Origin of the sequence: Streptomyces sp. NBC_01775, assembly GCF_035917675.1 — a bacterium.
GTDB lineage: Bacteria > Actinomycetota > Actinomycetes > Streptomycetales > Streptomycetaceae > Streptomyces.
On record NZ_CP109104.1, the window covers coordinates 3,001,299 to 3,015,084 of the forward strand.

General features: G+C 71.3%; 13 protein-coding genes. 6 read left to right on the forward strand and 7 right to left on the reverse strand.

The features are described from left to right. The first annotated feature begins 86 nt into the window (after positions 1-86). From OHB04_RS13295 to OHB04_RS13310, 4 genes are all read left to right on the forward strand, one after another. The gene (locus tag OHB04_RS13295) at positions 87-1,145 is read left to right on the forward strand and encodes an ABC transporter ATP-binding protein (RefSeq protein ID WP_326687894.1); all 1,059 of its coding nucleotides are present in this window, start codon (positions 87-89) and stop codon (positions 1,143-1,145) included. Then, complete coding sequence (locus OHB04_RS13300; RefSeq protein WP_326687895.1) at positions 1,142-1,912, forward strand: ABC transporter permease; 771 nt, start codon at positions 1,142-1,144, stop codon at positions 1,910-1,912. Before OHB04_RS13295 ends, OHB04_RS13300 begins: the two co-directional genes overlap by 4 nt. A gap of 101 nt (positions 1,913-2,013) precedes the next feature. Further along, positions 2,014-3,327, forward strand: coding sequence for an ABC transporter ATP-binding protein (locus tag OHB04_RS13305; protein WP_326687896.1), 1,314 nt, complete (start codon positions 2,014-2,016; stop codon positions 3,325-3,327). Further along, on the forward strand, positions 3,327-4,250 hold the full coding sequence (locus tag OHB04_RS13310) for an ABC transporter permease subunit (protein ID WP_326687897.1): 924 nt from the start codon (positions 3,327-3,329) through the stop codon (positions 4,248-4,250). Before OHB04_RS13305 ends, OHB04_RS13310 begins: the two co-directional genes overlap by 1 nt. 27 nt (positions 4,251-4,277) lie before the next feature. On the opposite strand, the gene OHB04_RS13315 is transcribed toward OHB04_RS13310, so the two are convergent. Continuing rightward, positions 4,278-4,640, reverse strand: coding sequence for an ATP/GTP-binding protein (locus OHB04_RS13315; protein WP_326687898.1), 363 nt, complete (start codon positions 4,638-4,640; stop codon positions 4,278-4,280). 255 nt (positions 4,641-4,895) lie between these two features. Here OHB04_RS13315 and OHB04_RS13320 point away from each other — a divergent pair, with 255 nt between their 5' ends. Continuing rightward, on the forward strand, positions 4,896-5,960 hold the full coding sequence (locus OHB04_RS13320; protein WP_326687899.1) for an LLM class flavin-dependent oxidoreductase: 1,065 nt from the start codon (positions 4,896-4,898) through the stop codon (positions 5,958-5,960). A gap of 59 nt (positions 5,961-6,019) precedes the next feature. On the opposite strand, the gene OHB04_RS13325 is transcribed toward OHB04_RS13320, so the two are convergent. Beyond that, positions 6,020-6,412 (reverse strand): SCO5389 family protein, encoded by a 393-nt coding sequence (locus OHB04_RS13325; RefSeq protein WP_326687900.1) that lies wholly within the window; start codon positions 6,410-6,412, stop codon positions 6,020-6,022. Positions 6,413-6,631: 219 nt separating this feature from the next. Here OHB04_RS13325 and nucS point away from each other — a divergent pair, with 219 nt between their 5' ends. Beyond that, a complete protein-coding gene (gene nucS / locus OHB04_RS13330; RefSeq protein WP_326687901.1) occupies positions 6,632-7,294 on the forward strand; it encodes an endonuclease NucS in 663 nt (220 codons plus the stop codon). A 61-nt stretch (positions 7,295-7,355) separates the two neighbouring features. Here nucS and OHB04_RS13335 read toward each other — a convergent pair whose 3' ends face one another. From OHB04_RS13335 to OHB04_RS13355, 5 genes are all read right to left on the reverse strand, one after another. Next, positions 7,356-8,015 (reverse strand): response regulator transcription factor, encoded by a 660-nt coding sequence (locus tag OHB04_RS13335; RefSeq protein WP_326687902.1) that lies wholly within the window; start codon positions 8,013-8,015, stop codon positions 7,356-7,358. Further along, a complete protein-coding gene (locus OHB04_RS13340; RefSeq protein ID WP_326807503.1) occupies positions 8,008-9,270 on the reverse strand; it encodes a sensor histidine kinase in 1,263 nt (420 codons plus the stop codon). The genes OHB04_RS13335 and OHB04_RS13340 overlap by 8 nt, the downstream gene beginning before the upstream one ends. Before the next feature lie 65 nt (positions 9,271-9,335). Next, a complete protein-coding gene (locus OHB04_RS13345; RefSeq protein WP_326807504.1) occupies positions 9,336-10,151 on the reverse strand; it encodes an ABC transporter permease in 816 nt (271 codons plus the stop codon). A 1-nt stretch (position 10,152) separates the two neighbouring features. Next, complete coding sequence (locus tag OHB04_RS13350; protein ID WP_326807505.1) at positions 10,153-11,055, reverse strand: ABC transporter ATP-binding protein; 903 nt, start codon at positions 11,053-11,055, stop codon at positions 10,153-10,155. A gap of 198 nt (positions 11,056-11,253) precedes the next feature. Then, positions 11,254-13,689, reverse strand: a complete 2,436-nt coding sequence (locus OHB04_RS13355) for an ATP-binding protein (RefSeq protein WP_326807506.1) — start codon at positions 13,687-13,689, stop codon at positions 11,254-11,256. Positions 13,690-13,786 lie beyond the last annotated feature (97 nt).

Here is a 13,786-nt window from a genome sequence, read left to right on the forward strand (position 1 = left end):
GCCGGGGGTGGGCAGACGGGAGGAGATACTGACGCCGCACGGCTCACAAGTGGCGAGGAGGTGCGTGCGCGCTTAGCGTCGAAGACATGATCGAGCTGCGGGACCTGACCAAAAGGTACGGCGAGAAGACCGCCGTCGACGGTCTCAGCTTCACCGTGCACCCGGGCATCGTCACGGGCTTCCTGGGGCCGAACGGCGCCGGCAAGTCGACGACCATGCGCATGGTGCTGGGGCTCGACGCGCCGACCCACGGGCACGTGCGGATCGACGGCCAGCCCTACGACCATACGCGTGAACCCCTGCACAGCGTCGGCGCGCTCCTGGAGGCGAAGGGCGTCCATCCCGGCCGCACGGCCTACAACCACCTGCTGTGCATGGCGCAGTCCAACGGCATCCCCGAGCGCCGGGTCGGCGAAGTGCTGGAGATGGTGGGGCTCCAGGATGTGGCGCGCAAGCGGCCGAAGGGCTTCTCGCTGGGCATGGGCCAGCGGCTCGGCATCGCCGGGGCGCTGCTGGGCGACCCGCGGATCCTGATGTTCGACGAGCCGGTCAACGGCCTCGACCCCGAGGGCATCCACTGGATCCGCACACTCATGCAGCACCTGGCACGTGAAGGCCGCACGGTGTTCGTCTCCAGTCACCTGATGAGCGAAATGGCGCAGACCGCACAGCATTTGGTCGTCATCGGGCAGGGCAGGCTGCTGGCCGACACCTCGATGTCGCAGTTCATCTCCGAGAACTCACGCACCCACGTACGCATCCGCACGCCGGAGCCCGAGCGGCTCCAGGACGTGCTGACCGCCGAGGGTCTGCGGCCGGTGGCCGGTCACGAGGGGGCACTGGAGGTCGAGGACGGGGACGCGGCACGTATCGGCGAACTGGCGGCCTCGCACGGGGTGGTGCTCCACGAGCTGAGTCCGCAGCGCGCCTCGCTGGAGGAGGCGTTCATGCGACTGACCGCACAGAGCGTCGAATACCACGCCTTCGCTCCCCCCGACAACGACAGCGCCACTCCCGGGGGCGGCCCTGCCGGACCCTCGGGTCCCGGCGGTCCTGCCGGCCCTTCGGGTTCTGCCGGTCCTTCGGGTCCCGCCGAGGGCGGGCCCGGCTGGGGGCAGAGCTGGAAGAAGGGGGGTCAGGGATGACCCACACGATGCGCGTGCTGAAGTCCGAGTGGACGAAGGTCCGTTCCGTACGGTCCACCCTGTGGACGCTGGCCACCGCCGTGATCGTCACAGTCGGACTGGGCGCCCTGATCTGCGCGCTGACCAAGTCCAGCTTCGGCGACATGTCGGCGGCCGACCGGAGCACGTTCGACGCGACATACGTCAGCTTCGCCGGCACGGGGCTGGGCCAGCTCGCGATGATCGCGTTCGGAGTCATGGTCGTCTCGGCCGAGTACAGCACCGGCATGATCCGCAACTCCCTGGCCGCCGTGCCACAGCGCAGCACGTTCCTGTGGTGCAAGGTGCTGGTGGTGGGACCGTTGGTGCTGGTCATCGGCATGATCACCAGCTTCGCCACATTCTTCCTCGGCCAGGCGCTGCTCGGCTCGCACGGCGTGGGGATCGGCGACACCGGAGTCCTGCGCGCGGTGATCGGCGGCGGGATCTACATGGCGCTGATCTCGCTCTTCTCCGTCGGCATCACCTTTGTGCTGCGCAGCCCTCTGCTGGCCTTCGCCATCCTCATGCCGTGGTTCTTCCTGGTCTCCAACATCCTGGGCCAGGTCGACGCGACGAAGAAGGTCGCCGAGTACCTCCCCGACCAGGCGGGCACCGCCGTGATGTCGGTGGTGCCCGAGACACTCGACCGCCCCTACGGGCCCTGGGAAGGGCTCCTGATCATGGCAGCGTGGACCGCCGCCGCACTGATCGCCGGCTTCATCGTCCTCAAGAAGCGCGACGCCTGAGCCCCCTGGGGGGCGGCCCGAGGGAACCAATTCCCGGCCTCGTACCCTCATAGGCCGTGTCGGGGGGCCAACGAGCCCCGAACTGCTTCCAGGGGCAAAGGATGATCGAGGCGTACGGCCTGACGAAGCGCTACGGCGCCAAGACGGCCGTCTACAACCTGTCCTTCCAGGTACGGCCGGGGGCCGTGACCGGATTCCTGGGGCCCAACGGCTCCGGGAAATCGACCACCATGCGGATGATCCTCGGGCTGGATGCGCCCACCTCGGGCCAGGTCACGGTAGGCGGGCACGCCTTCAGAGGACTCCCCAACGCACCCCGTCAGGTGGGTGCCCTGCTCGACGCGAAGGCCGTGCACGGCGGACGGAGCGCCCGCAACCATCTGCTCTCGCTCGCCCAGCTGTCCGGCATCCCCGCCCGCCGGGTCGATGAGGTGCTGTCCGTCGTCGGGCTCCAGGAGGTCGGCAAGCGCCGCTCGAAGGGCTTCTCGCTCGGCATGGGCCAACGGCTGGGTATCGCGGCGGCCCTGCTGGGCGACCCGCAGGTGCTGCTGTTCGACGAGCCGGTCAACGGGCTCGACCCCGAGGGCATCCTGTGGGTGCGCAACTTGATGAAGCAGCTCGCGAGCGAGGGCCGCACGGTGTTCGTCTCCAGCCACTTGATGAGCGAGATGGCGCAGACCGCCGACCATCTGATCGTGATCGGGCGCGGACAGCTGATGGCGGACATGTCCGTCAAGGAGTTCATCGAGCGCAACTCCGTGGGCTTCGCCCGGGTACGCACTCCCGATACCGCGCCCGAAGAGCGCGAGAAGCTGGCCTCGGCACTCGTGGAGGCGGGCGGCCAGGCACAGCCCGAGGAGGACGGCGCGCTGCGCGTCACCGGGCTCGCGCTGCCGCGCATCAGCGACCTGGCGCACGAGGCCGACGTGCGGCTGTGGGAACTCTCGCCCCACCAGGCCTCGCTGGAAGAGGCGTACATGCGGCTCACCCAGAGCTCGGTCGACTACCGCTCGACGGCCGACGCCCGCGCGGGACTCCAACAGCCGGCCCCCCAGGGAGGCATGCCCGTCCAGCCCGGCCACCCCGGCCAGCAGATACCGCCGGGCACTGGAGGACCCGGGGCGCCGGCAGGGCCCGGGATGCCCGCCGGTCCGGGTGGGCCCGGGATGCCCGCCGGTCCGGGTGGGCCCGGGATGCCCGGCGCACCCGGTGGCTGGGCTCCGCCGCAGCAGCCGGGGCCGAACCCGTACGCCGCCCAGGCCCCGGCGGATCAGGTGCCCCCGGCGCAGCAGGCAAGGGCCTTCCAGAGCCCGCCGCCCCAGGCCCCACCCGCACCCCCGTCCGCCGCACCGGCACCGCCCGCCGCACCCGCACCCGCCCCCACTTTCACCAAGCCCGAAGGCGAGGACGCCTGATGACCACCCAGCAGCACGACGGCCAGGTCCAGGCACCGGTTCCGCCGCAGCAGCAGGCCAACTGGGCGGGCGGCGGCTCATACACCTCGCCCATCCCGCTGACGCACACCCACCTCGGGCACGCCATCGCCTCGGAGTGGACGAAGATCCGCTCGGTTCGCTCGACGATGTGGACTCTGGGCGCGATGTTCGCCCTCGTCGTCGGCATCGGCCTGCTGACGGCGGTGGGGCTCAGCGGCCAGACCTACGTCGGTATGCCCCTGCTCGCCCCCGGCCTCTTCGGTCTCATGCTGGGCCAGATCTGCGTGATCACTCTCGGCGTGCTCGTCATCACCTCCGAATACGGCACGGGCATGATCCGTACGACCCTCACCGCCTGCCCCCAGCGCGGGCGGGTGCTGCTGGCCAAGGCGCTGATCTTCTTCGCGCTGGCCTTCGTGATGACCACGCTGGCCTGCACCCTGACCGCGCTGATCAACTCGGCGCTGCTCAGCGACCAGACGCGTCCCTCGTATGGGTCGGCCGAGGCCCTCGAAGGCTCCTTCGAAGGGGGGAAGATCGTCGCTGACAGCGGCGAGTGGCTGGGCGCGACGCTGGGTGCGGGCCTCTACGTGGCGCTGCTGGGGCTGCTCTCGCTCGCAGTGGGCGCCCTGCTGCGGCACTCGGCGGGCGCGATCACCACGATGATGGGCGTCGTGCTGCTGCCGCTGGTGATGGCCCTGTTCATGGTGGGCGAGGCTCTCAAGGACGTGCGCGAGACGCTCCTGGAGTACTCCCCCCTCAACGGACTCGCCTCCCTCTACCGCATTCCCATGTCGGAGGACCAGGACGCCACCGGCTGGCCGCTGCTGGGCGGGCTGGCCGCTGTCACGCTCGTGGCCCTCGTCGTGGCGTACGCGCTGCTCAACAAGCGGGACGTGTAACTCTCACCCGCCGATATGAGCCCGCCGTCAGTAGCGCGGTGCATTCCGGGACCGCTGGAGTCGGACGCTCCGGCGGTCCCGTGCGTTCCAGCAGGCACGGTGCCAGTGCCTTCGGTCATCCACATCCCCCTGGCTCGGCCAGGCCACCACATGCGGCACACCCGGCGGAATCTCCTGGTCACATCCCGGACAGCGGTAATGCTTCGTCGCCGCGCCGCCGCTTATCTGGCGGACCGACCACTCCTCCCCCCGCCAGTTCTCGGTGCGCTCCAGGCCGTAGCGCTCCCCGGCATCTCCCTCCTCCTCACCTCGCCGCGTCGCCGAAGCGAAGCGTGCGGCCTTGGCCGAATGGGCGGCACCGCCACGGGAGCGGTTACGTCGCGGGGACACTGGGGCACCTCGGGGGTCGACGGACGAAGGGCAAACGGCCGGCGGGGGCCGTGCTGTATCCAGCCTACGCACGCGGGCGCGGCGGCCCCTTGCTCATCCACAGCCGAGGGGGGATTGGCGTTCATCGGATGAATGGCATGCCGAGCCGTGCCCTTGTCACGTGTCGGACGTTATTGCTGGATGGGGCGCCGAGTCGACAAGCACGTCGGCCCGGCCCCGGAGCGGTCGCGCGGGTGGTCACAAGGGCGGTGTGGAATGCGAGTTGGAGCTTTTGTCCTAGGGGCCCAGTTCCCGGGCCAGGGGCAGGGCGAGGCACTGGAGCGGGCGGTACGCGCCGCTGAGGCGGCCGAGGAGTCCGGTCTCGACGCCGTCTGGCTGGCCGAGCACCACTTCGTGCCGTACGGAGTGTGCCCCTCGGCGGTGACCCTCGCGGCGCTGCTGCTGGGGCGCACACGGCGGATCAGCGTCGGCACGGCCGTCACCGTGCTGCCCAACGCGCACCCGGTCGCGCTCGGCGAGCAGACCGCGCTGCTCCACCTGCTCTCCAAGGGCCGCTTCACTCTCGGCATCGGCAGGGGCGGTCCGTGGGTGGATCTGGAGGTCTTCGGCGGCGGCCTCGCCGCGTTCGAAAAGGGCTTCCCCGAGGCGTTGGACCTGCTGCTGCGCTGGCTGCGCGAGGCCCGGGTGGGCGCCGACGGTGAGCGGTACCGCTTCCGCCCGGTCTCCGTGGTGCCACGCCCGGAATGTGCGCTCGACGCACCCGCCCCCGGCGGCTCCGCGGACGACGGGAGCGCCACCCCTCGCGTCGTGGTGGCCTGCACCTCCCCCGGCACGGTGCGGCTCGCCGCGGCGCGCTGTTTGCCGATGCTGCTCGGCATGCACTCCGGAGACGAGGAGAAGGCCGAGATGGCCGCCATGTGGCGGCGCGAGGCGCTGGCCGGCGGCCACGGCGCGGAGGCGGTGGACGCGGCGGCTGCCTGGCACGTGTCGGCCGGCGTCGTCCAGGTGGGCGACTCACACGGTGAGGCGCGGGAGGCCCTGACGAAGGCGATGCCCGGCTGGCTGCGCGAGGGGCTGGGCGCCCATGTGACTGTCGACGGGCGTGAGCGCCGGATGCGCGACCCCCTCGGCTACACCGAGCTGCTGTGCGAGCTGCACCCGGTGGGCGCGCCCCAGCTGTGTGCGGACCGGCTCGCGGCGACCTCGGAGCGCACCGGAATCAGCCGCTTCGCCCTGCTGGTCGAGGGCACAGGCGATCTGGACAGTACGGAGCGCAACATCCAGCGGCTGGGCGAGGAGGTCCTGCCGCTGCTCGGGTAAGGCCCGTTGCGACGGTGAGGACCCACCGTCGCAACGGCGCATAGCGGAAAAGCGCGGTCTTAGCAGTCCCGTAGCTCCGGAGACTGGTTGAGCAGTTGGCCCCTGATAGAGGTGAAGCGGGCGAGCCGCTCGTCAACCGACGGGTCGATTGGGAAAACAGCGACCCGATGGCAGTTCTGGAACGCGAGACGCACACCGAAGTGCCGCTCCAGCGCGCCCCGGATCGCATCACTCGCCAGTGCGCGAAGCAGTTGTCCTCGGTGCTGCTCATCCGGCGGCGGCGTCTGGTTGTCGGCGAACTCGCCGCCGTCCACCTTCAACTGCGCGACCAGTGAGCTGACCATCTCCCAGGCGTACGGGAGAGAAGTGCGGACGCAGTCGACAAACGCCGCCTCATCCACCTCGCCACGCTCTGCCTGATCCAGAAGCGCAGGTGGGACGTCGAGCGACATGGGTTCTCCTCTCACGGACCCGGCCCGGAGGCCGGGGTCTCTTGGGGTGATGGGACATCACCGCGTAGTCGCGCAACCCCGTACGGCAACGTCCCTCCCTCAAGGTAAGGCCCGCAGACCGCGGACAGCATGAGAATGGGAATACTCGCGCCACTGTCGAACGGGCCCATCAAGGGGCGAATCGCGCGGAGCACCGCGCGTCAAGTAGCGTGACCGACCATGCGTCTCGTCATCGCCCGCTGTTCTGTCGACTACGCCGGCAGGCTCACCGCGCACCTCCCGTCCGCCCCCCGGCTCATCCTGGTGAAGGCCGACGGATCTGTCTCCGTCCATGCCGACGACCGTGCGTACAAGCCTCTCAACTGGATGTCTCCGCCATGCACTCTCAAAGAGGGGGACGACCAGCGCTGGACGGTGGAGAACAAGGCCGGCGAGAAGCTCATCATCACGATGGAGGAGATCCTCCACGATTCCTCGCATGAACTCGGTGTCGATCCCGGGCTGATCAAGGATGGCGTGGAAGCACACCTGCAAGAGCTCCTCGCTGACCGAATGGAGACCCTGGGGGAAGGCTGGACGCTGATCCGGCGCGAGTTCCCCACCGCCATCGGACCCGTCGACATCCTGTGCCGGGACGCGGACGGCGTCACGGTCGCCATCGAGATCAAGCGGCGCGGCGAGATCGACGGCGTCGAGCAGCTCACCCGCTATCTGGAGCTGCTCAACCGCGACCCCCATCTCGCGCCGGTCAAGGGCGTGTTCGCGGCACAGGAGATCAAACCGCAGGCCCGCGTGCTGGCCACCGACCGGGGCATCGACTGCGTCACGCTCGACTACGACGCGCTGCGCGGCATCGAGGACGACAAGCTCCGGCTGTTCTGAGCCCCTCGCGCGCCTCGCGGCGCAGCACTCGTACCCTGCGGGGCCCGCGACTGGACGCCGGTCAGCCGAGGATGCCGCGGCTGTAGCCCACGGCGACCGCTGCGGCTCTGTCGTTCACGCCGAGCTTGGCGTAGAGGTGGGTGAGGTGCGTCTTGACGGTGGCCTCGCTGATGAACAGGGTGCGGGCGATCTCGCGGTTGGGCGTGCCTTTGGCCACCAGCTCAAGCACCTCGCGCTCCCGGGCACTGAGCGCCTGGCGCTCGTGCTCGGGCCGGGGGTCGCGCACCCGGTCGACCAGCCGCGAGGCCACCGCGGGTGAGAGCACCGTCCTGCCCGCCGCCACGTCCCGTACCGCCGTGAACAGCTCTTCCCGCAGGGCGTCCTTGAGCAGATAGCCGCTGGCGCCGGCCTCGATGGCCGGGAGGGTGTCGGCGTCGGTGTCGTAGGTGGTCAGTACCAGCACCTTGCAGCGAAGGCCCCGGCGGACGATCTCGGTGATGGCGGCCACTCCCCCGCCGCCCGGCATCCGCAGGTCCATCAGCACGATGTCCGGGCTCAGCTGCTCGGCCAGCTCGACCCCCCGCTCGCCGTTCCCGGCCTCACCCAGCACCTCGAAGCCGGGTTCGTCCGTGAGCATCCCGCGCAGCCCGTCCCGGACTACCGGATGGTCGTCGACGATGAGCAGGGTGATCGGCGTCCTGTCGCACAGCTGGTCAGTCATGGCGGACCAACGGTACGCGAGCCGAGACCGCTGTCCCCCCGCCCGGCTCCGTCTCGATATCGACTCTCCCCGCGAGGCGTTCGGCGCGGGAGCGCATCCCGCCGAGCCCGAATCCGCCGCCTCCCCTGGTGGGACGTGAGGGAGGACAGTGGGGATCGAACCCCCTGCCGTCGTCGCGGACATCCAGGGTGACCTCGTCTCCCATGTAGGAGAGGGTGACCCCGGCGCGGGTGGCACCGGCGTGCCGGTCGACATTGGTGAGGGCTTCTTGCGCTATGCGCAGCAAGGTGGCCTCCACCTCGCTGTGCAGCGGTTCGGGGGTGCCGGTGAGGGTGAATCCCGCGTGGACGCCCGAGGAGCGGGACCACTCGGAGGTGGTCTTCTCCAACGCCGTCGGCAGCGCGTCGTGCTCCAGCTCGCTGGGGGCGAGATTCTGCACGGAACGACGGGCCTGGGCAAGGCTCTGGCGGGCCAGCCCGGCGGCAAGGTCGATGGGGGCGCACGCCTCTGGCCCGGCCTTGCCGGAGGCGACCTGGAGCTGGGCGATGATGCCCGCCAGGCCCTGGGCGATGGTGTCGTGGATCTCGGCCGCCAGCCTGCGCCGCTCATCGCTGACCCCGGCCTCACGGGCCTGAACAAGGAGCTGGGCGTGGAGGCCGGCGTTCTCCTCCAGGGCCTGCGCCAGGCGGGAGTTGGCGCGCTCCAGCTCCGCGATGGTGGCCTCGTTGGCGCGGACGTTATCGGCCTCCTGCTCCCCCAGCCGCGCGAAGAACAGGACCAGGGCGGCGTTGAGGAGGTACAGAACACCGAACGCCGTCCAGCTCTCCATCGAGGTCGGGGGCAGCCCTCCCGCCTCGGCGCCGGCCATGGCCCCCGCATTCACCAGCAGCCCCAGCCGCACCCAGCGCTTCGGGAGCCAGTGCCCGGAGTCGAAATAGCCGAGCACCGCGTATATGGAGAAGAAGGGGTTGAGCAACGTCAGGGTGATGGCGCTCAGGGTGCGTACGCAGTAGTAGGTGACAGCCTTGGGCGAGCCGGCCCCTGGGGAAGCCCGCATTGCCCTGCCCCACCACAGATGGAGCAGAAGGGCAGCGCCCAGCAGGGAGGCTGCGGCCACGTTCTCGCCCGGCGTCATCAGCTCGGCGCTGGTGGCCACGGCCATGAGCGTGCTCAGCCCCAGCAGCCCGTAGGGCCCCCAGCGGAAGAAGCGCTCCCAGCCTTTGCGCAGGGCCTCGGCCCCCTCTTCACCTCCCATGGGCACATCCTCCCCTTTGGTCCGCATGCCTTCCACGCCCCCTGCTCCCGTCCCCAGCCCTGGGTCTACTCCCAGCGGAACCACCGCACCGCAGCGCCGGTGAGCAGCACCGCCCACAGCCCCGTCACACCCAGATGCGACCAGTCGGGCCAACTTCCGGTCGTCGCCTGATTCAGGGCCTGGGAGGCGGCGCCGAAGGGGGTGAACTCCACTATGTGCCGCAACATCTCCGGCATGGTCTGCACGGGGGTCCACACTCCGGCGGTGAACATCATCGGGAAGAAGACGAGGGTGCCGACCGTCTGGGCGATCTTCGTCGTGCGGGAGTAGGCGGTGATGGCGGCACCGAGCGCGAGGGCGGCGAATGTGGTCAGCAGGGTGGCCAGGACATATCCCGCCACCTGCCGGGGCAACGCGACGTCGAAGGCGAGCCGTCCGATGGCGAGGACGAGTGCGACGGACACCGCGCTGGCGCAGCCATGCAGGATGATCTGGGCGCTCAGCAGGCTGCCTGGTCTGGCTGGAGTGGTGCGCAGGCGGCGCAGGATGCCGCGCTCGCGGTATCCGGTCAGGACGCCGGGCATCGACTGGATCCCCGCAACGATCATGGCGAGCAAGGCCGTCACGGAGACGTAGAGGTCCACCACCCGCCGCCCACCGAGGTCCTCGGAGGCTTCGCGGAAGGACGGGATCAGCCCGAGGATCGTCAGCAGGGCCGCAGGGAAGACCACGATCCCGAAGAGGGCACCGGGCTCGCGCAGAAAGAGCCGGAACTCCACACGTTGCACGGCCCGCGCCGATGTGACAGCTGAGGAGGCGCCCTCGTCCGGGCGGGGGCGGGGCGAGCGGGCGGGGTCGGCGGAAGGGCGGGTCGTGGTCATATCAGACGTCCTGTTCGGTCAGGTCGAGGAACGCGTCGTCCAAGGTCGCGTCCATGACGCGGAGTTGGCCTGCGGTGATGCGGCGTATTGCCAGCAGGGACAGGAGTGCTTCGACCGTCTCGTCCGTGCCGTTGAGGACCGTCCTGCCGCCTTGCGCACGCACCGAACGGGCCCCCGGCAGACCGGCCAGCTCCGCGTCCTCCAGTGGCTGGGAGGGCGCGAAGGAGATGACTGTGGGGTTCGCGGTGCGGCTGATCAGCTCGGCCGGGGTGCCCTGCGCCGCGATACGGCCCCGGTCGATGACCGCCACCCGGTCACACAGCCGCTGTGCCTCCTCCATGAGGTGGGTGACCAGCACGACCGTGACCCCGGAGGCGCGGATGTCCTCGACCAGCTCCCACACATCGCGGCGGGCGCGGGGGTCGAGACCCGTCGTCAGCTCGTCCAGCACCACGGCGCGGGGGCTGCCGACGAGGGCCAGGGCGATGAACAGCCGCTGCTTCTGGCCCCCCGACAGCTTGCCGAAGCGGGCGTCGAGCCGCTCGCCGAGCCCCAGCCGCGCCGCGAGCGGTCTCCAGTCGGCCGGCCTGCGGTAGAAGGAGGCGTACAGCTGAAGGGCCTCGCGCACGGTGAGCTTGGCCTGAAGCTCGCTCTCCTGGAGCTGGGCGCCGAGGAGCTGGGTGACCTCCGCGTGGTCGGCCACGGGGTTGAGGCCTGCGACGCTGATCTGTCCCTCGTCGGGACTGCGCAGGCCCTCGACGCACTCGACCGTGGTCGTCTTCCCCGCGCCGTTCGGCCCGAGGATGCCGAAGATCTCGCCTTCCTCCACGGCGAAGCTGACGCCGTCCACGACCGCCTTGCCGCCGTACTCCTTGCGCAGCCCGCTGACTTCGATAAGTGGCATGTCACGAGCGTCGCCGAGCGGGCACCTCCCCCACATCGCCCAACCCGATCGTCCTGGCATCAACCATTCGGCGGATGCCGGAACTCCCACCCCCACCACGCACGCGGCTCAACGCTCCCCTGCACCGCCCCCGGTGCGCCTACGCGGCCACGCCCGCCACGCCGTCTTCGCACCGCATTCGCGCCGCCTACCCGCTGCCTACGCCGCCTCGTCCGGCGTTCCCTGCCCGCTCGGCACGTCCCCGCGTCGGGTGCCGCTGTCCGCGCCACCGCCGCCGCCACTCCCGCCGGCGTCACCGCCCGACGTCCCGGACGGCGGCTTCTGCGTCGTCGGGTCGTCGGTCGGCGTGGGCGTGGGGTCGGGGGAGGACGGCGGGTCATCCGGTGAGGACGGCGGGTCGTCGGGGGAAGAGGGCGGGTCGTGGGGCGAGGACGGCGGCTTGCCGGGGTCGTTCGAGGGATCCTCCGACGCGCTGGAGGAATCACGGGGCGAACTCGGCTCACGCGTGTCCGGATTGCTGCTCCCGGCCGAGGTCCGGCCCGCCCCGGGGACGCGCGAGCCGGGTCCGGCCGCGGGCTGCCCAGAGGTGCTGCCGGAGCCGTCTTCCTTGGGCGGGCGGTCGGCCGTGACCCCGTCCTCATCGTCCTCCTGGGAGGTCGAGTGGTCGGGCCGTACGGTGTCGGGCTTACCGTCCTCGGAGGCGGCGCCCAGGGTGACGATGGTGCCGAGCACGGCGGCGAGCAGGGCGCCGGCGCCCGCCGCCGCCACGTTCCGCTTGCTGCTCGTGAAGGCCGCCCAGCGCGACGGCCCTCCGTGCGCCCCACCGCGCTTCCCGGCGCCGCCGGCCGCCATACCGCCCGCCGTGCCACCTGAAGCGGCGACCAGCGTCTCGCTCTCCGGATGCCGGGCGGCAGCGGACGGCACCGAGGCCGTTACTCCGGTGGTCGCGCTGACGGGCACGCCGTCGTGGGGCGTCGGGGCCGTCCCTCCCGCGCCCCCGGGGGCGTCAGCAGCGCTGCCCGTCACCGCCCCGGACGAGTATCCGGACGACGGCAACGAGGCACCGGAGGATGCCGGACCTCCGGTCCGCGCCCCCGCCGTACCGCCCGCGAGCCGGTCGGTCACCAGCGCCAGGGCCCGGCGCCCCGCGACGATGCCGCGCTGTTCCGCGAGCGTCCCGCGCAGCGCTATGGCGGCCTCCAGCTCCGCGCGGGCCCGCTCGGGGTTGCCGGTGGTCAGCGCCAGGACGCCCAGCTCGTGGTGGAAGTACGCCTCTTCGGCGATCTCTCCGGATGCCCTGGCGGACTCCTGGCCGCAGCGCAGCGCGCGCTCCCAGGCACTCCACCGCAGCCCCGCTGCGAGCACCGGCGCCGCGGTGCGGGACAGCAGCACGGCCGCGTTGGGGTTGCCGCCGCGCTGTGCGCCCCGTATGGCGGCGAGAACGGGTGCCGACTCGATGGCGACGCGGCCCGCTGTGACCGAAGGATGGCCCGCCCACCAGGTGTAGTGCTGGGTCGCGGCGAGCGCGTAGTCCTCGGCGCCTTCGGCGTAGCCCGCCTCGGCGAGCTGCTCGGCGACTCCCGGGGCGATCCTGAAGTGGTCCCCTGCCGGGCTGATGAGGCCGTGGGCCAGCAGTTCGGGCAGGCAGTCGTCCGCCTGCTGGTCGCCGGTGAGGGCGGGCAGGTGGGTGGCGTGCGGCAGCTCGCCGCCGAGCGCGAGGGCCAGGCGGAGGGTCTGGAGCCCGGACTCCGGCAGCGCCGCGGCCAGCAGGGGCGCGAGCGCGGTGTCGTCGGTCAGCGCGGGGATGACGCCGGAGCTGCCCTGGAGGCGCAGCAGCGCTCCGGCCTGCACGAAGCGCAGCGCCAGCCCTTCGGAGCCGAACCACAGGTCGCCCGCCCAGTCCGCCTCCTGGTCGGTGAGCGGGCGGTGCACGGCGTGCTCCAGCAGCTCCAGGCAGGCGGTACGGCTCAGCCCGGCGAGGAAGAGCTCCTCGACGCGGGAGTCGGCCGCGGGTGCGGCGACGTCCGGGGTGGCGGCCAGCAGGAACGCGCATTCGGGTGTGGAGCGCAGCACCTCGTCCAGCGCGGCGCCGCCGAATTCCAGGTCGTCCACGACGACGACGGCACCCACGGTGCTCAGCGCCTGGAGCAGTTCGGCCTTGCCAGGGCGGTACAGCGGGGCGCGGTGGACGGCGGAGTACAGCTCGTACAGCAGGTCGCTGGGGGTGCGGTGGTAGCCGCTGAGGCGGACGACGCCGTCGGGGGCGAGGGCGGCGACGTCCTCGGCGACGGCATCCAGCAGGGTGCTGCGCCCGGAGCCGGCCGGGCCGGTGAGCCGTACGGAGCGGCCCCGCGAGAGGAGCCTGGTGAGCCGCTCGCGCTCCTCGTCGCGCTCCAGGAAGGGCGGGGGCGAGGGCGGCACGGGGAGAGCGTGGGCCCCGGCGGGGGCGGGGCGCTGGTCCGGGGGAAGTTTGACGGGCCGGTCGAGCTGTTCACCGGGCGGGCACGGCTCGATCTCGCTGCCGTCGACGGGGTTGACCGTCAACAGGTATTCGTCAGCGACGAGTTGCACGGCTCGTGCGCGCCCCTGGCTGCCCGGTCCGTGCTCGTAACGCTCGCTGCCTTGTGGATCCATGGTGTCGCCCCCAGAGAACGGTGCCGCGCCTCAACAGCCGGGGCGGCGCAGCTCGAGGACCATTGTCCAGGAACCGGCGGCACGCGGTGCGGGCCCG

Excerpts from the sequence above, each read along its gene's own strand:
- OHB04_RS13335 (WP_326687902.1), bottom strand. The coding sequence starts at position 8,015 with ATGACTGACCAGCTGTGCGACAGGACGCCGATCACCCTGCTCATCGTC.
- OHB04_RS13295 (WP_326687894.1), top strand. The coding sequence starts at position 87 with ATGATCGAGCTGCGGGACCTGACCAAAAGGTACGGCGAGAAGACCGCC.
- OHB04_RS13325 (WP_326687900.1), bottom strand. The coding sequence starts at position 6,412 with ATGTCGCTCGACGTCCCACCTGCGCTTCTGGATCAGGCAGAGCGTGGC.
- OHB04_RS13310 (WP_326687897.1), top strand. The coding sequence starts at position 3,327 with ATGACCACCCAGCAGCACGACGGCCAGGTCCAGGCACCGGTTCCGCCG.
- OHB04_RS13320 (WP_326687899.1), top strand. The coding sequence starts at position 4,896 with ATGCGAGTTGGAGCTTTTGTCCTAGGGGCCCAGTTCCCGGGCCAGGGG.
- OHB04_RS13345 (WP_326807504.1), bottom strand. The coding sequence starts at position 10,151 with ATGACCACGACCCGCCCTTCCGCCGACCCCGCCCGCTCGCCCCGCCCC.
- OHB04_RS13340 (WP_326807503.1), bottom strand. The coding sequence starts at position 9,270 with ATGGGAGGTGAAGAGGGGGCCGAGGCCCTGCGCAAAGGCTGGGAGCGC.
- OHB04_RS13350 (WP_326807505.1), bottom strand. The coding sequence starts at position 11,055 with ATGCCACTTATCGAAGTCAGCGGGCTGCGCAAGGAGTACGGCGGCAAG.
- OHB04_RS13300 (WP_326687895.1), top strand. The coding sequence starts at position 1,142 with ATGACCCACACGATGCGCGTGCTGAAGTCCGAGTGGACGAAGGTCCGT.
- OHB04_RS13355 (WP_326807506.1), bottom strand. The coding sequence starts at position 13,689 with ATGGATCCACAAGGCAGCGAGCGTTACGAGCACGGACCGGGCAGCCAG.
- nucS (WP_326687901.1), top strand. The coding sequence starts at position 6,632 with ATGCGTCTCGTCATCGCCCGCTGTTCTGTCGACTACGCCGGCAGGCTC.
- OHB04_RS13305 (WP_326687896.1), top strand. The coding sequence starts at position 2,014 with ATGATCGAGGCGTACGGCCTGACGAAGCGCTACGGCGCCAAGACGGCC.